The organism is Metabacillus rhizosphaerae (assembly GCF_037201795.1).
Taxonomy (GTDB): domain Bacteria; phylum Bacillota; class Bacilli; order Bacillales; family Bacillaceae; genus Metabacillus; species Metabacillus rhizosphaerae.
In genome coordinates, this window is the sequence record NZ_CP147403.1 from 4,848,876 (window position 1) to 4,868,576 (window position 19,701).

Annotated in this window: 18 protein-coding genes; 2 read left to right on the forward strand and 16 right to left on the reverse strand. The window is 35.2% G+C overall.

What is annotated here, in order from left to right; all coding sequences use genetic code 11:
* Window positions 1-61: 61 nt before the first annotated feature.
* The 8 genes from WCV66_RS23370 to WCV66_RS23405 all read right to left on the reverse strand — a co-directional run bounded on the left by WCV66_RS23370 (window position 62) and on the right by WCV66_RS23405 (window position 7,923).
* Complete coding sequence (locus WCV66_RS23370) at window positions 62-1,162, reverse strand: Gfo/Idh/MocA family oxidoreductase (RefSeq protein ID WP_338787042.1); 1,101 nt, start codon at window positions 1,160-1,162, stop codon at window positions 62-64.
* A 12-nt stretch (window positions 1,163-1,174) separates the two neighbouring features.
* Entirely contained in the window at window positions 1,175-2,338 is a 1,164-nt protein-coding gene (locus tag WCV66_RS23375) for a Gfo/Idh/MocA family oxidoreductase (protein ID WP_338787044.1), read from the reverse strand.
* 19 nt (window positions 2,339-2,357) lie between these two features.
* The gene (locus WCV66_RS23380; RefSeq protein ID WP_338787045.1) at window positions 2,358-3,116 is read right to left on the reverse strand and encodes a sugar phosphate isomerase/epimerase; all 759 of its coding nucleotides are present in this window, start codon (window positions 3,114-3,116) and stop codon (window positions 2,358-2,360) included.
* Between the two features lie 15 nt (window positions 3,117-3,131).
* Window positions 3,132-3,980: an AraC family transcriptional regulator gene (locus tag WCV66_RS23385; protein WP_338787046.1), complete on the reverse strand. Its 849-nt coding sequence runs from the start codon at window positions 3,978-3,980 to the stop codon at window positions 3,132-3,134.
* Window positions 3,981-4,362: 382 nt separating this feature from the next.
* Window positions 4,363-5,055: a YesL family protein gene (locus tag WCV66_RS23390; protein ID WP_338787047.1), complete on the reverse strand. Its 693-nt coding sequence runs from the start codon at window positions 5,053-5,055 to the stop codon at window positions 4,363-4,365.
* A gap of 156 nt (window positions 5,056-5,211) precedes the next feature.
* Entirely contained in the window at window positions 5,212-6,042 is an 831-nt protein-coding gene (gene kduI / locus WCV66_RS23395; RefSeq protein ID WP_185653038.1) for a 5-dehydro-4-deoxy-D-glucuronate isomerase, read from the reverse strand.
* A gap of 77 nt (window positions 6,043-6,119) precedes the next feature.
* Window positions 6,120-6,875, reverse strand: a complete 756-nt coding sequence (gene kduD, locus WCV66_RS23400) for a 2-dehydro-3-deoxy-D-gluconate 5-dehydrogenase KduD (RefSeq protein ID WP_066325026.1) — start codon at window positions 6,873-6,875, stop codon at window positions 6,120-6,122.
* Window positions 6,876-7,155: 280 nt separating this feature from the next.
* The gene (locus WCV66_RS23405) at window positions 7,156-7,923 is read right to left on the reverse strand and encodes a DeoR/GlpR family DNA-binding transcription regulator (RefSeq protein ID WP_066325023.1); all 768 of its coding nucleotides are present in this window, start codon (window positions 7,921-7,923) and stop codon (window positions 7,156-7,158) included.
* A 160-nt stretch (window positions 7,924-8,083) separates the two neighbouring features.
* Here WCV66_RS23405 and WCV66_RS23410 point away from each other — a divergent pair, with 160 nt between their 5' ends.
* Window positions 8,084-8,578 carry a CBO0543 family protein gene (locus WCV66_RS23410; protein ID WP_066325020.1) on the forward strand — a complete coding sequence of 165 codons (495 nt, stop codon included), beginning with the start codon at window positions 8,084-8,086 and terminating at the stop codon, window positions 8,576-8,578.
* 108 nt (window positions 8,579-8,686) lie between these two features.
* On the opposite strand, the gene WCV66_RS23415 is transcribed toward WCV66_RS23410, so the two are convergent.
* Together WCV66_RS23415 and WCV66_RS23420 are read right to left on the reverse strand one after the other, a co-directional pair.
* On the reverse strand, window positions 8,687-9,322 hold the full coding sequence (locus tag WCV66_RS23415; RefSeq protein ID WP_066325018.1) for a bifunctional 4-hydroxy-2-oxoglutarate aldolase/2-dehydro-3-deoxy-phosphogluconate aldolase: 636 nt from the start codon (window positions 9,320-9,322) through the stop codon (window positions 8,687-8,689).
* Window positions 9,323-9,335: 13 nt separating this feature from the next.
* Window positions 9,336-10,286 (reverse strand): sugar kinase, encoded by a 951-nt coding sequence (locus WCV66_RS23420; protein WP_066325015.1) that lies wholly within the window; start codon window positions 10,284-10,286, stop codon window positions 9,336-9,338.
* Window positions 10,287-10,515: 229 nt separating this feature from the next.
* On the opposite strand from WCV66_RS23420, the gene WCV66_RS23425 reads away from it, so the two are divergent.
* On the forward strand, window positions 10,516-10,683 hold the full coding sequence (locus WCV66_RS23425) for an SE1832 family protein (protein ID WP_185653037.1): 168 nt from the start codon (window positions 10,516-10,518) through the stop codon (window positions 10,681-10,683).
* Window positions 10,684-10,728: 45 nt separating this feature from the next.
* Here the strand turns inward: WCV66_RS23425 and WCV66_RS23430 are convergent, their stop codons facing one another.
* The 6 genes from WCV66_RS23430 to WCV66_RS23455 form a co-directional block, all read right to left on the reverse strand.
* Window positions 10,729-11,412 (reverse strand): M50 family metallopeptidase, encoded by a 684-nt coding sequence (locus WCV66_RS23430; protein WP_338787049.1) that lies wholly within the window; start codon window positions 11,410-11,412, stop codon window positions 10,729-10,731.
* Window positions 11,413-11,520: 108 nt separating this feature from the next.
* On the reverse strand, window positions 11,521-12,480 hold the full coding sequence (locus WCV66_RS23435) for a D-glycerate dehydrogenase (protein ID WP_338787050.1): 960 nt from the start codon (window positions 12,478-12,480) through the stop codon (window positions 11,521-11,523).
* Between the two features lie 330 nt (window positions 12,481-12,810).
* The gene (ppc, locus tag WCV66_RS23440; RefSeq protein ID WP_338787051.1) at window positions 12,811-15,573 is read right to left on the reverse strand and encodes a phosphoenolpyruvate carboxylase; all 2,763 of its coding nucleotides are present in this window, start codon (window positions 15,571-15,573) and stop codon (window positions 12,811-12,813) included.
* Between the two features lie 264 nt (window positions 15,574-15,837).
* Window positions 15,838-16,590 carry an alpha/beta fold hydrolase gene (locus WCV66_RS23445; RefSeq protein WP_066325006.1) on the reverse strand — a complete coding sequence of 251 codons (753 nt, stop codon included), beginning with the start codon at window positions 16,588-16,590 and terminating at the stop codon, window positions 15,838-15,840.
* 171 nt (window positions 16,591-16,761) lie between these two features.
* Window positions 16,762-18,984, reverse strand: a complete 2,223-nt coding sequence (locus WCV66_RS23450; protein WP_338787052.1) for a HAMP domain-containing sensor histidine kinase — start codon at window positions 18,982-18,984, stop codon at window positions 16,762-16,764.
* Window positions 18,962-19,654 (reverse strand): response regulator transcription factor, encoded by a 693-nt coding sequence (locus WCV66_RS23455; RefSeq protein ID WP_338787053.1) that lies wholly within the window; start codon window positions 19,652-19,654, stop codon window positions 18,962-18,964. The genes WCV66_RS23450 and WCV66_RS23455 overlap by 23 nt, the downstream gene beginning before the upstream one ends.
* Window positions 19,655-19,701 lie beyond the last annotated feature (47 nt).

The following is a 19,701-nucleotide window of genomic DNA, read 5'->3' on the forward strand; positions in this document are numbered from 1 at the left end:
AGTTTTTCTATTATAGAATAAAACAGCCCCAGCACCTGTTTACGAGGAGCTGGGGCTATTTTTATTTAATTTCACTTACACTTCTTTGTTCTGAAATGAATATTGCCTGCTCTTGAGCCCGCAAGCATAATTCAGCCGCTTTAAAGGCATGGGCTTGAGACATTGCTGTTTCTGTACGGTTCATACAATCAAGTATTAATTTCCCGAAGAACGGGAAGCCAACCTTTCCAGAAACGTTGAAATGTTGTTCTCCGTCTTGATTTACTAAATAGACGTGATTTCCGTTTTTTTCTCTTGCAATATCAACGTATTTGCGGATTTCAATTGTCCCTTCTGTTCCAATAATAAAGGTTCTTCCGTCACCCCAAGTACTTAACCCGTCAGGTGTAAACCAATCGACACGAAAATAATTAGTTGCACCATTATCTCCTAGCAGCGTTGCATCCCCATAATCGTCTAATTCAGAGTATTCATTATTATGATAGTTTCCTATTTTACTATGCAATACTTTCGCATCGCTACAGCCAGCATAATATAAAAATTGTTCAATTTGATGACTGCCTATATCACATAAAATACCACCGTATTGTTCTTTCTTAAAAAACCACTCAGGACGGCTAGAAGCATTAAGTCGATGTGGGCCGAAACCAGTAACTTGAATAACACGCCCGATTGCCCCGTTCTCAATTAATTCTCCAGCAAAAACTGCTCCCTCTACATGAAGGCGCTCACTATAATAAACCATATACTTTTGTCCCGTTTGCTCCACCACTTGTTTTGTTTCTTCTAACTGTTCAATAGTGGTAAAGGGTGTTTTATCGGTAAAATAATCTTTACCCGCATTCATTACTTGAATTCCGAGTTCACTCCGTTTTGAAGGAATTGCAGCGGCGGCGATAAGCATGACTGATTGATCTGCTAAAATTTGCTCTAAAGATTCAGCTGGTAGCACATTAGGAAAAGCCTTGACAAACTGAGCTACTTTTTCGGGATCAGGGTCATATACCCATTTCAATGTTGCTCCCGCTTCAACTAACCCATTGCACATCCCATAAATATGACCATGGTCAAGGGCAGCTGCTGCGAATTGAAAAGCCCCTTTTTCCACCACAGGATTTGGTTTCCCTTTTGGAGCATAGTTCATTCCATCTTTCGTCATCATGATTCCCCTCTCTTAATGAGTACCTGCAACGTCTAAATTTACTTTCTTTACGTTCTTTTTTTGAAAAGTTGATTGGCTTATTTTTTCTTGTAATTTTTCATAATAAAGGTCTGCATCAATTGGCAATTCAACAGGCTGGTTTAACCAGGAGGATAAATAGATTGCATTTGAGATTTCTAAACCTTTTATTCCTTCTTCACCTGGTGCCAACAATGGTGTACCCTTTATGATGGAATCAATCCAATTTTGAATAATACCTTGGTGTTCAGCGCTTTTACCTTGAATGGGGATGTCGATTGTCCAGCATTCAGGATTTCCAAAACCACCGGTATAGGTTGCATTGAATTCACGTTCTGATTGGGTTAAACGGTAAAAAGTAAGTTTATTATTTTCAACAACCATTTTCCCGCGATCACCAGCGATCTCAAAGCGGTTTGTTCCTGGTGTTTCACCTGTAGACGTAATGAATACACCTGTAGCACCATTTTCATATTCTACGTATGCTGTGATATCATCCTCTACTTCAATATCATGATATTTTCCATAGCTGCAAAACGCTTGAACTCTCTTTGGCATAAGTCCTGTGGTCCACTGCCATAAATCTAGCTGGTGAGGCGCCTGATTTAATAACACACCTCCACCTTCGCCTTGCCAGGTTGCCCGCCATTCGCTTGAGTCATAATAGCTTTGTGAGCGATACCAGTCCGTAATAATCCAATTTGTCCGTTTAATCTCGCCTAATTCACCAGCTTGAATAATTTCGCGCAATTTTTGATAAATTGGGTTAGACCGTTGGTTATACATAATGCTAAAGACTTTTCCACTTTCTTTGGCTGCTTTATTCATCTCAGCCACATTTTTTGTATAGACACCTGCAGGTTTTTCAATAAGAACATGCATCCCTTTAGCGAATGCCTTCATCGCTAATTTTGGATGATCGTAATGAGGCGTCGAAATAAGAACTGCATCAATACCAGATTCATTCAAAAATGCATCTTCATCTCGAAAAATCTGTACATCATCTTTTGCTTTAGTTTTTATCAATTCGAGTTGATCAGAATTTGGATCACATACTGCAGTAAGAGTAGCTCCGCTTATTTCACCTTTACCCAAAAGCTTTACATGAGAGCTTCCCATATTCCCAATACCTATTACACCAACTTTAATCAAACTCATATTCCTCACCCCATTTATATTATTTCACTTGTTTTGCGAAATTCTTTAAGTTTAGTAAACTAGTTTCTAAGCAATCCAAAGGAGAACGTTCGCATATGTCCTGCTCAACGGCATACCATTCAATACCATTCTTTTCACCCCACTCTAAAATCGGTACGAAATCAATGACACCCGTTCCCACCTCAGCAAAGGTTTGGCGTTGATCATTCGTCATATCCTTTAAATGAATGATCGGCATCCGATTGGCATAAAGAGTTATATAGTCGAGCGGATTTTTGCCAGCCTTTTTTAGCCAATACACATCAATTTCTGCTAAAATTTTATTATCATTAGTAGGTTCAAGTAGATAACGAAGTGCATCTTGCCCATCTATTTCAATATCAAATTCGAATGCATGATTATGATAGGAAATTCGATACTCTGGGGCTTCCATTGCAATTCGATTTAATGTTTGTTTGATTTCTTTAAATCCAGATTGGTTTTGTAATTCCGGAGCAACTGATGGAAGTATAATGTCTTTCGTTCCATATAAATCTGCTTCTTTCAAAACACCATTCAAGTTGTCTTTCAAACGGTCTAACGATATATGCATTCCTGCTGCTTGTAAGTTATTTTCTTTCAGAGCTATCGCAACTTCGTTTTGATCATAGTCTTTTGGCAAGGCGGAAATTTGTACCCCTGCCCAACCCATCTCTTTAAGCGTTTTGAATAACGGACGGATTCCTTCTTTTAACTCTTCTCGTAATGTATATAATTGTGCTGCAAATTTATGCTCCACTACAAAACACTTCCTTTATCTATTATTGAGGCGGATATGGCGATATTCTTTTGCCGACACACCTACCTTTTCTCGGAAATAACGGCTAAAATGTGTAGCGCTTTCAAATCCAGATTCATAAGCAACATCTTTTAACGGTTTTAGTGGCTCCATTTCAATTAAATATTTTGCCTGTGTTAATCTGCACTCCATGACATACTCCATAACAGTATAGCCTGTCATTGTCTTAAACACTTGTGCAACATAGGATCTGCTCAAATTCAGTTTTTCTGATATCCTCTGCAATGTTAATTTGTTCATATAATGCTGCTGAATATACTCTGCAATATTTTCAGCATGTACCGCTTTATCCTCTTTTTGATTTGGAATCTCAATCGAATTCATTTGTCCAAGTCTATGTAAGACAATTAATGCTTGGAGTAACAAAACCTTCATTTCTGTCTCAGCCTGAATGTTAGGTAATTTAGCTGTTCTTTTTAACTTAGCAAGACGACAAAAAACATGTTCCAATTCCTTTGATTGCTCATTTTCATTTGTTCGTATCAAACAATTGTGTAACGTTTGAAAGGTTTCAAGTAAATACATACTTCCCATTTCCATTAGAAGGCTTTTAATCCATAGAGGCGAGAATTGAATCACACTACGAACATAATCGCTGGTTGGTTTAACATTCGGCTTATGCAAAGTTAGTCCATCCATGACTAAAATATCCCCAGGCTCAAGGTCATAAATTTGATTATGAATCAGATATCTACATTCCCCAGCATGGAAAAAATAAATTTCATAATCTTGATGAGAATGATAGTGAAAGGGATGCTCCCCTTTCCACTTATTTCGATAACTTGCTGTCAGCGTTTCATTCAAATCACTCAAACCTCCAATAAAACTATTATCATTATAGTGTAAATAATAAGTATATTCATGGTCTCAAATTATCTAGTTTTCTTCTAATATTATCTGAGCGTCTTTTTTAGGTTTGTCTCTAAAATATGAAGTACTTAAAAGAAAATGACTTAGCAAAACAAAATACTAAGCCTTTTCTATATGGTAGTTAATTTGTGATAATTCTAAATTCTATAGATTGTATGAAAAGATGTTAATTACAAAAAACTTTATTGCTTTATAAGGATATACTACCTTTTCGTGCCTATTAACACAGGATGAACTATAAAATATTCGTTGTTTCTTTATAGTATAAAAAACTTGGCTGCCTCATAGACAAACCAAGTTTTATTTGAATTTATTTTTATTCCGTTACTTCCCTATTGTCACCGTGAATCTTCACTACCTTTTGGTAATATCCAGCAAAAGCTATAAAAGCAATCAACGTGCCCATGAAAAACGGGATAAGAAATGTAAACATTGTTAAGCTGACATAGATGATGATTCCAGTAATAACAACAATCACAAGATTCGTTAATGGATATACTAATGATAGGAAAAACGAATTTTTAATGCTTGTGAATAACTTTAAGTCAGCATGTACTGTATTTGCAAAAAAGAATAGTGTAATTAAAAAAAGAAAGAAAAACCCTACTAAAAAGAGAGAACTAATGATGATGTTTACTTTTGAAAAGAAGTAGAAATCCACTCCCCAAATGATCCAAATCAGAGTAAAAATGATTCCTCCACATAAACTTCGAACATAGTTTTCCTTGTAATATTTCCAATATGACTTTACTAGAGGAACATCATGATCACCCATTACCCACTTTCTAGCAACCCCGAACATGGCAGTTGTTGCAGGGAAAAAGAAAAAAGGTGCTAAAATAATGATGGTTGCTAATAACATAAATAATGCGGATGAGTCATTTGCATATAATAAGGAAAGAACCAAATAACAGATTGGTAGATTAAATCCAATCCAAAGTAAATTTATCACGGACAACCGCATGACCCATTCTAGTATTCGATTTAGTCCACTCATTAAATCTGTCATTTACATCCCGCTTTCTATCTTTGTATTCTGTTACGTTTATTATATCATTTATTTTCATCTTATTATATGTTTCTACAAAATGAAAAATAGTGCCCTAATCCTTAACTTTTGTTTTCAAAGTTAAGAGATAACGGGCACTATTTATAATTTGATTATTTATTTTAATTCTTCCATTTTAACTGCATCCATATCAGTAAACGTATAGTTCTCTCCTGCCATTGCCCAGATAAATGTATAGTTGCTAGTTCCTACTCCAGAATGGATTGACCATGGTGGTGAAAGAACGGCTTGTTCGTTTTGGACAACAAGGTGGCGAGTTTCTTTAGGTTCACCCATGAAATGGAATACTCTAGAATTCTGATCCATATCGAAATAGAGGTAAACTTCCATACGGCGATCATGAAGATGTGCAGGCATTGTGTTCCACATATTGTTTGGTTCTAATAAAGTCATACCCATCATTAATTGACAGCTTTGAATACCATCAGCATGAATGTATTTATAGATCGTACGTTTATTTGATTCACTATCAGAGCCTAAATGATTCGGTTCAGCATCTTCGATTGGAGCTTTTTTCGTTGGGTATTGCTTATGTGCAGGTGTTGAAACGATATAAAATTTAGCTGGATCTGAAGCATTGCTGCTTTCAAATAAAACTTCTTTATTTCCTAATCCAACATACAGACAATCTCTTTTATTTAATGTATAAGCTTGACCATCAACTAAAACCGTTCCTTCAGCACCGATATTAATAATGCCTACTTCACGTCTTTCTAAGAAGTATTCTGTTTTTAATGTTTCTTGATCTTCAAGCTTAAGCGCTTGTGCTGTCGGAATTGCCCCACCTGTTACAACACGATCATAGTGTGAATAGGTCATATTAATTTGTCCTTGTACAAATAAAGAATCCATTAAAAAGTCACTTCTTAATCTTTCAGTCGTATATGATTTAAAGTCTGCTGGATTTGTCGCATGTCTGATTTCCATTATTATTCCCCTTTCAAATTTGAGAGTATTCAAAATTCAATGTTTAGCATAGTCGGGTTAAGACCCATTGGTATTTGTTAAGAGCTCATCCATCCACCATCAACACATAGGATATGACCATTCACATAATTTGAAGCATCTGATGCTAAGAATACGACAGCTCCTTTTAAGTCTTCTGGTGTACCCCAACGCCCTTGTGGGATTCTTGAAGTAATGTATTCATTTCGCTCAGAATTTGCGCGTAGCTGTGCTGTGTTGTCTGTTTCCATATACCCTGGTGCAATAGCATTTACATTGACACCTCTACTTGACCATTCATTCGCTAGTGATTTTGTTAATCCTGCAACAGCATGCTTACTTGCTGTGTAGGCAGGAACTCTTAAGCCACCTTGGAATGATAACATTGAAGCCACATTGACGATCTTTCCTGACCCATTTTCAAGCATATGTCTTCCAGCTTCTCTACATAGTTGGAACACCGCATGCTGGTTCACTTTGATAACTTCATACCAATCATCATCTGAAAAGTTCTCTGCATTTTCACGACGAATAATTCCCGCATTGTTTACTAAAATATCAATCTTGTTCGTTAATGTTAAAGCTTCAGAAACTAGTTTCTGAGGAGCCTGATCTTGTGATAGATCAATTTTCACCTCATGGAACGTTCCACCTATTGCTTCAATTTTATTTCGTGTTCCTGACATATCACTCATACCTGCACCAATAACTGTTGCTCCTGCTTCAGCAAGACCAACTGCCATCCCTTGTCCTAAACCACGACTAGCACCAGTTATTAATGCCACTTTACCTTTTAATGAAAAAAGAGATTCCATTTCCTAGCCTCCTCTACACCTGTATGTAAATGTTTATTTGTGTTCGTTATGGTTTGATTATAACACAAATAAAAAAGATGACAACGGTTAAATGTTCGTTTGTCATCTAAATTTGTTTTATAAGGGAAAAAGGAATAGCATTATGCACTATGCACTTTACACGATCCTAGATCAAAAATTGGTGAATTTTGATTAATATAGAAGCATTCTTCTAGATCTGTTCACACTACCATATTTGACTTCCCCTCATTTTCATATTTGTGTTGCCATCCAAAGCTTTTTACAAAATTTTCGCAAGATGTAAAGCTAATTCTTTATTTTCTAAATTCACCTTTATGTTTTCATCCAACCTTGAGTCGGTAATAATCTCATTAACTTCTTCAAGTGATGCGAATCGAATAAGTGCAACTTTATCAAACTTCGTAGAATCTGCTAATAATGTTACATGATCCGCACAATTAATAATTTGTTTTTTCCAATCAGCATGGATGCTGTTAATGACAGTTAAACCATGTTCAATTGAAACACCAGTTGTCCCAAAAAACAACCTATTGACCCTAATTCTTTGGAGCATTTCTGTTGCTTGTGCTCCCATTAATGAGGATGAATTATCAATCCTTGTTCCACCTAGGACCATCAATTGGACATTATTTTTTCCTAATAGAATATTGGCTATTTTTAAATCATTCGTGATTACCGTTATTGGGAATTCTCCAAGTAATTCAGCAATTGCAATCGTCGTACTTCCGCCATCCATGAGAATTGTTTCATTTGGTTTGATAAGCTTAACAGCCTCTTTCGCAATCGCAAGCTTAACCTCACTATGCCTAGATTGTCGCTCAGCAATTGGTAGCATTCTTCCTTCTTCTTCTACTATGACTGCACCACCGTGAATTCTTTTAAGAAGACCCCTTTGCTCCAGTAACTCAAGGTCACCTCTAATTGTTTTTTCGGTAACTTCTAATAACTTACTAAGTTCCGAAACTTTAACAATTTTACTTTGATCTAATTGATCTAATATTCGTTCATGCCTTTCAACTGAAAGCATTAATTGTTCCCCCGTTAAAATCGATTTAGTTTTTATTATAGAACAATTTCGAACAAAAACAAACAGTATTTTTGATAAAATTAACCTTTCAGACTAAATGGTATTATTTGTAATTAATTTGTTGATACTATGTAACAGAATGTAATCAGGAGAATTGTAGATGCACATAATCGTTATTATATTGGTGATATTATTCGCCTTGTTTAAGGGAGATTGGAAAAACTGGGAAGATTACTACCCTACAATGCTTTATATTTCTTTAGCAACTTTCCTTTATGAGTTTATATCACACAGTCATTTCCATTTGTGGGAGCTTCAAGAAACCTCTATCCTTACTCTTATGAATGTTCATTTTGCACACAACCTTATTATAAACCCTTTATTAGCAATTGTTTTTTTGTCTAATTATCCCAGCAAACTTAAGAAACAATTGACTTACATGTTAAAATGGATTATTCCTTTTTTATTAGTCGAATGGGTATGTAAACGTTTTGGGATACTAACTTATCATAATGGATGGCATTTTGGATGGTCAGCTTTATTTGTCATCATCATGTTTCCAATGGTTAGACTTCATCATGTAAAAAAATTGTGGGCACTAATCCTTTCCGTATTTTTTGCAGTATTTTATTTGAAAATTTTTAACTACATTTAAAATAATGATAAAAAAAGGATAGACCATAGCGTGATCTGCTTTGGTCTATCTTTTAGTAAAACTAATTTTGTATTGTAAAAGGATTATCATAAATACCCTTTAGTAAATTCACCCACGTGCCTCTTTAACGGCTTGGATAAACCTTGATGCTGTTGCTGTGATTTCACTCAAATACGCATCTGTTAATTCCTTTTTCGTATTGACTAATGAGCTACCAACACCGACACCAACTGCGCCTGCTTTAATATAGTCTCCAACATTATCAACAGAGATGCCTCCAGTTGTTATTAGAGGTATCTGAGGCATTGGTCCGTGTATATCCTTTATATAGCTTGGTCCAAATACATTTGCAGGGAATACTTTGATTAAATCTGCACCGCTTTCAAAGGCGGTTAATATTTCAGTTGGTGTTAATGCACCAGGGATACTAACAACACCATATCGCTTAGCCATTTCTATTGTTTTGATATTCGTTGTTGGAGAAAATACAAATTTTGCCCCAGACATAATTGCCGTTCTTGCAGTTTCCGGATCTAATACTGTACCCGCACCAACTAACACATCGTCAAATTCAAGTGAAGCTTTTTCAATTGCCGCACATGCACCAGGGGTTTCAACTGTTATTTCTAATACTTTTACTCCACCCTCTTTTAACGCCCCTGCAATCGCGATAATATTGTCTTTTGTTGCACCACGAATAACTGCAGCAACACCAGTTTCTTTTATTATGTCAATATGATTCATTTCTTTATCCTCCTTATCGAACTACATCTTCGCCATTTTTTGATATTACTTGCTCTACTTCATCTCGTTCAGGTAAACCATCAACATCCCCATTTACCATAGTAACAAGTGCACCAACTGCATTTGCACGTTCAACTGCTTTGCTAAGTTCCAGCCCATCAATTAATCCTGATAGGAAGCCTGCAGCAAATCCATCTCCTGCACCAACTGGGTCGACTACCTGCTTTACAGGGAATCCAGGGATTAAAGCGCTCTCTTTTTCAGTGAAATAATAAGCCCCTTCAGCCCCCATTTTCATAACCACAACTGAAGCACCATGGTTTAAAAATAATTGTCCTAGTTTAAGAGGATCACTTTCACCGAATAAAAATTCCCCCTCAGCAACTCCAGGTAAAATGATATCAGCTTCAGCCGCAATTTCAAGTAATGTAGCTCTTGCTGTTTTCTCGTCCCAAAGCTTTGTACGAAGGTTTGGATCAAACACAATTGTACTTCCATTGCTTTTTGCAAGTTTAATAGCCTCAAAGATTGTTTCCTTACAGCTATCACTTAACGCTGGCGTGATTCCTGTAATATGGAGGTATTTTGCTTTTGACAAGTAGCCATTGTCAAGATCACTAGGTGTTAGCTTACTAGCAGCAGAACCTTTCCGATAATAATAGACTCTCATATTATTTTGTCGTCGCGGCTCTTTGAAATAAATTCCAGTAGGTGCTTGCTTATCAAAGGTCACATTACTAACATCAACATTTTCACCCTTTAAGGATGCTAAAATAGCTTTTCCAAACTCATCATCCCCAAGCTTACTAATCCAACCAGCTTGATGACCTAATCTTGCAAGACCGATCGCAACATTTGATTCTGCTCCGCCAATCTTTTTCGTGAATTGAGTTGCATTTCGCATAAATCCGTCACTTGTCGGTGTAAATACAACCATTGATTCTCCTATTGTTACAACATCCATATTAAGTCCCCCCTATCTTTGTGCTTAGAAACCTTTCTATAACGATAAGTATATATATGTACGAGCATTTTCTCTACCATTTTTTAAAATAACCGGATAAATTTGTTCACTTATTTCCTTTTTCGTTTGTTTTTGATGTTAAAATGGAGGAATGTAGGGAGTTTTTGACCTTTGTAAAAGATTTCACATTTCGATACACTTTAAATAGAAGTTTGAAAGGGGGATCACATTGGACACACAAGAAATAAATCAAAAAATTGACGAACTAAAAATGGAGTATGTAAAGGTACAAGGGGATATTGAAAAGCTTGAAGCCACCGGACATTCAACAGGAATATTAGAAGCTAAGTTAAGTGAGCTTGAAAACAAGTTAAGAGAATATCGTTCTAAACTATAATCTCGATGATTAAAGAAGGCTGACTCATAATCTACAAAATGTGAGTTAGCCACTCAATGTAAAAGTAGGTATACCCTTTAAGTTTTGATATTGATTAATAGCTAAATACGCTATATATACTGCCTGAGCAAAAAAGAGAAATCCCCAAATGATTGCTGGGATCTTTGTATAATTGGCCAAGCTCGTTGCATCACCTGCAGACCTTCCCCTAACTATGCTTAACATAAAAATCTGTAGAGCAGATGAAACAGACTGTGTTAAAAGAACAGATGATAAAAAATATGCAAGGTTAGTCTGGATGCTGCTACTTCCGCTATGTAAAGTCCAGCCACATAAAGCAATAAAAGAACCAAGCCAAATTGCTCCATACATATTTCTAATCCACAGAATTAAATTCAACAGAGCAATTAAAAGTAATGCATATAAAATAAATCTTATATAACCTTTATGAAGCAACATAAAACAGGCATATGCTGTAATTGAAGAAAATGTATACCCCGCATAGGAAATAATGATATTAGAAATCCATCCTCTTTGACCTGTTAATGCTTCACCAGCTGTATTACTAAATAATTTTATTGAATAAACCTTTCCATTTAGAAGTAAAGCCGCAATTGCATGTCCACTTTCATGGATTAAAGTATTGAATATTGCTAAATAACGCCCAAGAAAGGGAACATGAGAAATAACATAAGCGACGATTAAATAAACAAATAAATGATTTTCCACCCTTGACTACGATCCCCTTTCTAGTTACACATATAACTAGTTTAGGAAAGAATCAATAAACATAAACATACCGTAAAAAAGAGACAGATCTAAATCTGTCCCTTTTCGTTATTTAATCAAGTTCAGCGGAACTTTCCCCGCCAACCCTTCCGCTAAATTTTTTGCTGCTAACCTAGCCATCTTTTCTCTTGTTTCCTTTGTTGCTGACCCAATATGTGGCAAGGTAACAACATTTGGAAGCTTTAACAATGGATTGTCTTTGTTTATCGGTTCGATTTCATATACGTCTAAACCAGCTGCAAGTATCTGCTGATTTTGCAGAGCATAAATTAATGCTGCTTCGTCAACGTTTTTACCTCTTGATCCATTAATAAAAATGGCGGTATCCTTCATTAAATGAAATTCCCTTTCTCCAATCATTTTGTCTGTCTCTGGAGTATGAGGTGTCATTAGACAAACGAAATCAGATGTTTTTAACAACTCATCAAGTTCACAGTAAGCTGCATTAAACTCTTTTTCAACCTGCTCATTGCGCGAACGATTATGATATAAAATGTCCATATCAAATCCAAAATGCGCTCTTTTTGCAATGGCTTTCCCGATACTTCCCATACCGATTATTCCAAGGACTTTATGGTGAACATCAACACCAAACAAGTCCTCATTTTTTGTGCCATTCCACTTTCCAGACTTCACATAGAAGTCCAGCTCAGGCATTCTTCTTGATGTAGCAAGTAATAAGCCAAAAATCGTATCAGCTGTCGTATCAACCAATACCCCTGGAGTATTGGTTGCTTGTATGCCTCTTTTATTCAATTCCTCAATATCAAGATTATCATATCCTACTGAAATGTTTGAAACGATCTTTAAGTTTGGTGCATGGTCCAGTAATTCCTTATCAATTTTCAAACTTGATCCGAGTAATCCATGAGCAGTATGTAGTTCTTGAAGAAAATTAGAATCTTTTCTGTCTTCTAAATTCTTGAAATATATCACTTCAAACTTTTCACTTAAAAACATTAATACATCTTCTGGTACTTTTTTATAGACAACGACCTTCTGTTTCAAAAACTTCACTCCTATATTCAACTTAAAGTTATCCTTTTACTTCTTTAGGTTAATACCTAATACTTCAAGTTAAGCAACAAAAAGTCCTGCTTTTTCCAAATGGAATTAATCCAAAACAACTTTTATTTTGAGTTCCCTAATCCAACAGTGGTGACTCAAAGGGTCAGACACTCATAACCACACAAATACATAGTGAATCAGCCTCTAAAAATAAACGGTCTAAGCATACTTTTGAGCAGAGAATTGAAGAATTGTTGGAATTAGTAAGCGATTGAGATTAAATGCAAAGAGAGCTGCCAATTATGACAGCTCTCTTTGTTTTATCGCAAATCAGCCTGTATTACGTAAGCCTGCAGCAATGCCACTAATTGTTAATAACACTTCATTTAACAATTCTTCATTAGGTTCTTCTTGTTCGCGAAGCTCTTTAATGAGTTCCACTTGTAAGAAGTTTAATGGGTCTACATAAGGGTTTCTACGATGAACAGATTCTTTAATATTAGGTGTATGATCTAATAGTTCTTCATCACCAGTTATTTTAAGTAGAATCGCTTTCGTTGCTTCATATTCCTCGACAATATTGTTGAAAATACGATCTGCAATTTCTTTGTCTTTGACAAGAGAAATGTATTCTTTAGCTGTAGTGATATCTGCCTTCATTAGCGCCATTTGCAGGTTATCAACTGTTGAACGGAAGAATGGCCATTCCTCGTACATACGTTGCAATAGTTTTAGGTTTTCTACATCTTTTGAAATAAAGCTATCTAATCCTGTTCCCGCTGCATACCATGCTGGTAATAATTGACGACTTTGCGTCCATGCAAAAACCCAAGGAATCGCACGTAAATCTTCAAAACGATTACGGTTTTTACGCTTCATAGGTCGAGAGCCAATATTTAATTCAGCTAGCTCATTTAGTGGCGTTGCTTCTGTAAAATAAGTTAAAAAGTCAGGATCCTCAAAAACGAGTGATTGATATTTTTTTAGAGATATCGTTGAGATCTCTTCCATTGCATTTTCCCATGCTGTTTCACGAATATGTTGCTGTTCTGATTCTTCTGATAGGTTAACAGAAGCCTCAAGTAAAGTGGAAGTAGCTTGTTCTAGACTTCGGTAAGCAATATCTTCTATCAAGTAACGAGAAGACAAGACCTCACCTTGCTCTGTAATTTTCACTCCATCTCCAATTGTTTCAGCTGGCTGTGAAAGAATGCTTCGATTTAATGGACCGCCTCCACGACCTAATGAACCACCGCGACCATGGAAAAATTTCAGTCCGATTTCATAATTCTTCGCCATGTCATGGATTTCAAGCTGTGCTTTATAAAGCTTCCAGTTGGCTGTTAACGTTCCACCATCTTTACTACCATCAGAGTAGCCAAGCATGATTTCTTGAGAATCACCATGTATGCTCAAGTGATTTCTGTATACATCCATTTTAAAAAGTGTCTCTAAAATTACTGGACCAGCAGTTAAGTCGTCAATTGTTTCAAGAAGTGGTGCAACATTTAAATGACTTTCAACCGTACCGTCTGCATGAAGTCTGTAAATACCTGCTTCCTTCGCTAGCACCAATACTTCAAGTAAGTCACTTGCAGCCTGTGTCATACTGACAAGGTAAACCAGAATTGATTTTTTCCCAAAAGTATCGTGTGCTTTTTTGATCATCGTAAAGACCTTGATCATTTCCTGTGTCTCTTTTGAATAATCTTCATTTAATAATAGAACTGGGCGTGGATCTTTTAGCACAGCTTCTAATGTTTTAATTTTTTCATCTTCAGAAAGTGCCGTATAATCATCGGTTACTTTCACTTTGCGTAAGATTTCTGTAATAGCTGCTTCATGCTCTCCACTATGGTTACGAATATCAAGAGTAGCTAAATGGAAGCCGAATAACTGAACTTGGCGAATCAATTTTTTAAGCATTTTCAATTCACGAAGTGCTGGTTGATGATTGTTTATACTATTTTGAATTAAATAAAGATCTTTTAACAGCTCTTCAGATGTTTGATAACCGATTTCAGATTTACCAACTTCTTTTAAACGTGCTAATATCACAGCAATTTTGCGACGGTAGACCTCATTTTCAACAGGCCATTTCTTTTCATTTTCTAAGTAAGCAGCCTCTTCCTTTTCAACATTATCAAGTAGCTCTTTACTTACTTCTACACGAGTTGTTGAGTGACTAAAACGTTTCATCACTTCGACTAGGGCTTCTTTATATTTTTTTACCGCTAGATCGCGATGTCTTTCTAATGTTTCCCATGTGACTTCAGGTGTAACATTTGGGTTTCCATCACGATCCCCGCCAATCCATGAGCCAAAACGTAGGAAATTAGGAACTTCCCAATTATGACCTGGAAATTGTTCAACAAGACCTTCCTCTAGATCCTGATGTATTTCTGGAAGCACATCAAAAAAGGTTTGATCAAAATAATAAAGCCCATTACGTACTTCATCCATGACAGTTGGTTTACGATCACGTAATTCATCTGTTTGCCATAGAATTGTTACATCATTTAGTAAACTATCCTCAAGCTTTTTACGCTCTTTTTTCGTTAACATGTTATTATCTAAGCTTTTCAATATTGTCGAGATTCGCTTTTGAATCTCGATTACTGAACGCTTTGTTGCTTCTGTAGGATGCGCAGTAATAATTAGTTCCAATGATAACGTGTTCAGTACGTTTTGAATGGTCGTCACATCTATTTCATTTTCTTTCAGAGCTAATAAAGCACTTTCAATCGATGCTGGTTGTACAACATGGTTATCTTGAAGCTGATATTCGCGACGTCGACGAATACGGTGATTCGACTCTGCAGCATTTATAAGATGAAAGTAAATAGAAAAAGCTCGAATAACTTGCTTTCGCATCGGAGTATCCAAATTCACAATTTCTTCTTTAAGTTCATTATATATTTGCTCGTCAAATTGATTTCGAAGAGTTTTCGCCATTCCCCTTAGCTTTTCAACTTTATCAAGAAGCTCCGTTCCCCCATGATGAACAAGGATTTCTCCCAAAATATGCCCAAGAGATTTTACATCGCGACGTAATGGAAGACTGCTATCATTTGTTTCAATTCTAGTTGTCATCGTGTCACCTTCTCCTTAAAAATTGTTATTCTATTAAATAGTAAGATAATTCTATCATATCATTTCTAAAGGAAAATTTCATCTTTAATTGCTAAAAGTGATATCATTTTAAGATTAAAAGCTAAATTTCTATCTAATTAATATATCATTTCCGCAAATAATCAACTAAATAATCCAATAAAGTAATTTTTTACCTATATACTTTATATTTTGAAATAATAAAAAGTCTGACACTTTATTCTTTTCAGACTTTTATTATTTGAATTACCCCTTTGCTTTGACTATTAAACTAGTTAAAAACTCTTCGTACATATCCCTAAAACAACTTGGACGGAACATATTTGCTGCATGCCCTGCATGTTTGATCTCCTTATATATAACGTGAGGGATTACTGTATTTAAATCTGTTAATGTCGATTTGTACATACTGTCATGATCCCCCATCACCCACAGAATTGGTACTTTTAATAAAGATAAGTCGCTTCGCAAATCATATTTAAGACGATGTTGAATCGCACTTTTTAAAATATTATCATTTAATTCAAGACCATATTTATAATAAATTTTGTTTGAAATAATTGAATAAGGATCTAACAAACTCTCTTTTGGATAGATATCATGGGAATATTTCCTTAACCATGTTGGGTAGTCTTCATGACGAATCTCCCAATAATGCTTGAACACATCAAATAGTTGTGATGGTGAATTATAATGACCACCTATAAAGCACAGACTTTTCACTTTATTATTCCACTTTTTTGCAAATATCGTACTAGGATAACACCCATAGCTAAGTGAGCATAAATGAGCCTCTTTAAGTCCTTCCTGCTCATAAAAATCCTCTAATTGTGAGACCAAATTAGTTAATGTAAAATCAACTGCTTTTCCTCGATCCTCACCATGTCCAAGTAAATTGTAAGAATACGTGTTAAACTGGCGGTTAAAGTACTCCATTGGCTTTTTAAACGCATCCTTTGTTCCAGTTAGTCCATGTATAAAAATTATATTTTCTTTCATTTTTCCTCCATTTAAAAACCGCAAGCACAACAAGAAACCTGAGAATTATAATAGTACTTTATATCCCAAATAATAATACATTAATGTAAAAAAACAATAACTTATTAGTTAATATTTTGTAATATGAAATAATAAAAAATCACCCTGCTTATAAAAAGCAGGGCTATTTACTTAATCATTCATTACCTTTAACACAATCGTCACTTTAAACAAATCACCATCTACATCAATATCTAAAACACCATCATGTAAATCAATAATTGATTTAGCAATCGCAAGACCTAAACCAGACCCTTCTGTATGGCGTGATTCGTCACCGCGTTTAAATCGTTCAAATAGCTCATCACTATCATCGCTTAGCTCATATTTTGATACATTCTTGAACGTGATAATCACTTCGCTATTTTCAATTTTTATATTAATATACGCTCTAGTGTTTTCTAATGAATATTTAAGGATGTTGCCAATTAAGTTTTCAAACACACGCCAAAGCTTTTGACCATCCACAAATGCATATACTGGCTTATCTGGATTTCCAACGCGAAATTGCACCTGTGAAGCTTGAATAGTTTCATTGTATTCAGCTAAAGCCTGCTGGAGCAATTGAACAATATCAACTTTACTTTTAATTAGTTCAATGTTCCCGCTAGCCATTTTTGAGGCTTCAAAGAGATCATCAATCAACACTTTTAACCGCTTTGACTTCCGATCAATAATTTCAATATACGTACTACGTTCATCATCCGCTAACTCTGGGTTTTTCAAAAGTTCAGAATACGTGATAATTGAGGTTAAAGGTGTACGTAAATCATGGCTAACATTTGTAATTAACTCGGTTTTTAGTCGCTCACTTTTTGCTTGAGCTTTTTGTGAAGTTTTCACACCGCGCTTCATGATATTAATATCTTTCGCTAGGTTAGCGAGTACTGATTTTCCGACTATCTTTACATCTGGTTCAAAACAGCCATTTGCTAAAGCACTTGTGTTGCGAATAATCACGTTAAAATAACCTATTCTTTTTATAATTAGAATAAAAAGTGGTATTCCTACTATAACAAAAGCAGGTATATATAAAAGAAGAAAAGCCTGTTCAACAAAAATGAGGACTGTCCCTACCCCAAATGAAAATACAATGGCTAATAGAAGAAACACTTGTGTTCCTACACGCCTATTTAGGAATGAGGTACTTACTATTTGTAAAAATTGTGCTATTAATGTATTTTTCCAGATTTCTTGATCAGAAGGTAAAGCTTTTAGTCTTGGATACAAATAAATTCCTTGTACTACTGTTAATCCAAAAAATATTGACAAGGTGATAAGGTGATAGATGATTATCTCCAGAATTCCTAATATATATACACTGTAACCTAAATAGGGCTGATCAAAAATTAATGCAATTGTTATGATTGCTGTGATACCACAAAGAAGCAGTGCAACATCAAATGGAATTTTATTATATAAACCTACCCATTTAATTGGTTTAATTCTTCTTAACAGCTTTGATTTTTTTTCAATGATTATACTTATAAGTAATGCGATGATCGCCCCAATTGTGTAAATCCAAAACACAATTCTTTGTATATTATAATCATGATAGTTAGCCATAATAAAATTTGAGTTTGGAGTTTTTTTCGAAATTGCAATCTTCCCTTCATATAAAGCGTTCGAATTATTGGTTATTTCATTGATGATTTCCTCATTCGCTATATGTAAAGGTACTTCCCTCATGTCAAGATAGCTTTGCTTTTGTGTAGGAAAACTACGGATAAAATACATACTTTCATCATTTATGCTATCTACTGATTTACTATCATTTTCAGGGAGATTTGTGTAAACTTCACCAGTTGTTGTGTTTTTCAGGTAATAAACAAATGCTTCTTTATAATTTGCAAAATCCCCTCGATAGCTTTCTAGCTCCTTATAATATTCATCAATTCTTTGTTCTTTTTCTTTGACAATTTTATCTTTGATATACTCATCACTCTCAAAATTTTTCGTGATGTCTTCAATCTTTTTATCTCTTTCTTTAATATAGATATCGGCAACTTTTTGGTTATCTTTCTCTAATGCGACATTAATTCTAGATTCATATTGCTGCTCAATACTTGTTATTTGTTCGGTTAAGTCGCCATATTGATACCGATGCTCTTCTATTTCATCATTTGATACAGTAATCGATTTTTTCATGTCTTCTTTCATTGGATAAGAAATTTCAAACGCATTTACATAATTCAATAATTGATCTACCGTGTCATCAAATTGCATTGTCTTAAAATAACTTTGTTTCGTAAACTCACTATTATTAGATAACGCTGACAAAACACCACTAATGCCATAGGTTACTAAAAAGAACCATGCGATAATCGCAATTCTATTTTTCCATTTTGTATCCAATTCCCCATACCACCTTTAAATATCTTGGATTTTTAGGGTCGATTTCAATTTTTTCACGAATTTTACGAATATGCACAGCAACGGTATTATCCGCATTGTAGCAAGGTTCCTTCCAAACCTTTTCGTAAATTTCAGAGATCGAAAACACTCGACCAGCGTTCATCATCAACAGCTCAACAATTTTATATTCGATTGGCGTTAATTTTACCGCTTCTCCATTAACGGCAACTTCTTTCGCTGCTTGATCAATCGTAAGTCCGTTAAGATCAATCGTTTTATTTATTCCTTCAAATGGTCCTAATTTAACATATCTTCTAAGCTGGGATTTAACCCTAGCAATGAGTTCAAGAGGATTAAAAGGCTTTGTCACATAATCATCTGCACCTACTTGCAAGCCTAAAATCTTATCGGTATCTTCACTTTTAGCACTTAAAATAATAATCGGGATATTCTTTTGTTCACGTATTTTAAATGTTGTTGCAATGCCATCCATTCTTGGCATCATAATATCCAATAGAATAAGATGAACTTCATGTTCATTTAAACGCTCAATTGCTTCGACTCCATCCTGTGCCTTTAACACGGTCATTCCTTCATTTTTTAAATATATTTCAATCCCATCACGGATTTCTTTATCATCATCCACTACTAAAACAACGTAATTATTCATCGACTCACTCCTCCTTTCCAAAGTATAACATGAGTGTATTTGCTAGG

Bases quoted from the DNA above. Each gene is read 5' to 3' on its own strand.
- WCV66_RS23370 (WP_338787042.1), bottom strand. From the start codon at position 1,162: ATGATGACGAAAGATGGAATGAACTATGCTCCAAAAGGGAAACCAAAT.
- WCV66_RS23375 (WP_338787044.1), bottom strand. From the start codon at position 2,338: ATGAGTTTGATTAAAGTTGGTGTAATAGGTATTGGGAATATGGGAAGC.
- WCV66_RS23390 (WP_338787047.1), bottom strand. From the start codon at position 5,055: ATGACAGATTTAATGAGTGGACTAAATCGAATACTAGAATGGGTCATG.
- kduI (WP_185653038.1), bottom strand. From the start codon at position 6,042: ATGGAAATCAGACATGCGACAAATCCAGCAGACTTTAAATCATATACG.
- kduD (WP_066325026.1), bottom strand. From the start codon at position 6,875: ATGGAATCTCTTTTTTCATTAAAAGGTAAAGTGGCATTAATAACTGGT.
- WCV66_RS23405 (WP_066325023.1), bottom strand. From the start codon at position 7,923: ATGCTTTCAGTTGAAAGGCATGAACGAATATTAGATCAATTAGATCAA.
- WCV66_RS23410 (WP_066325020.1), top strand. From the start codon at position 8,084: ATGCACATAATCGTTATTATATTGGTGATATTATTCGCCTTGTTTAAG.
- WCV66_RS23415 (WP_066325018.1), bottom strand. From the start codon at position 9,322: ATGAATCATATTGACATAATAAAAGAAACTGGTGTTGCTGCAGTTATT.
- WCV66_RS23420 (WP_066325015.1), bottom strand. From the start codon at position 10,286: ATGGATGTTGTAACAATAGGAGAATCAATGGTTGTATTTACACCGACA.
- ppc (WP_338787051.1), bottom strand. From the start codon at position 15,573: ATGACAACTAGAATTGAAACAAATGATAGCAGTCTTCCATTACGTCGC.
- WCV66_RS23445 (WP_066325006.1), bottom strand. From the start codon at position 16,590: ATGAAAGAAAATATAATTTTTATACATGGACTAACTGGAACAAAGGAT.
- WCV66_RS23455 (WP_338787053.1), bottom strand. From the start codon at position 19,654: ATGAATAATTACGTTGTTTTAGTAGTGGATGATGATAAAGAAATCCGT.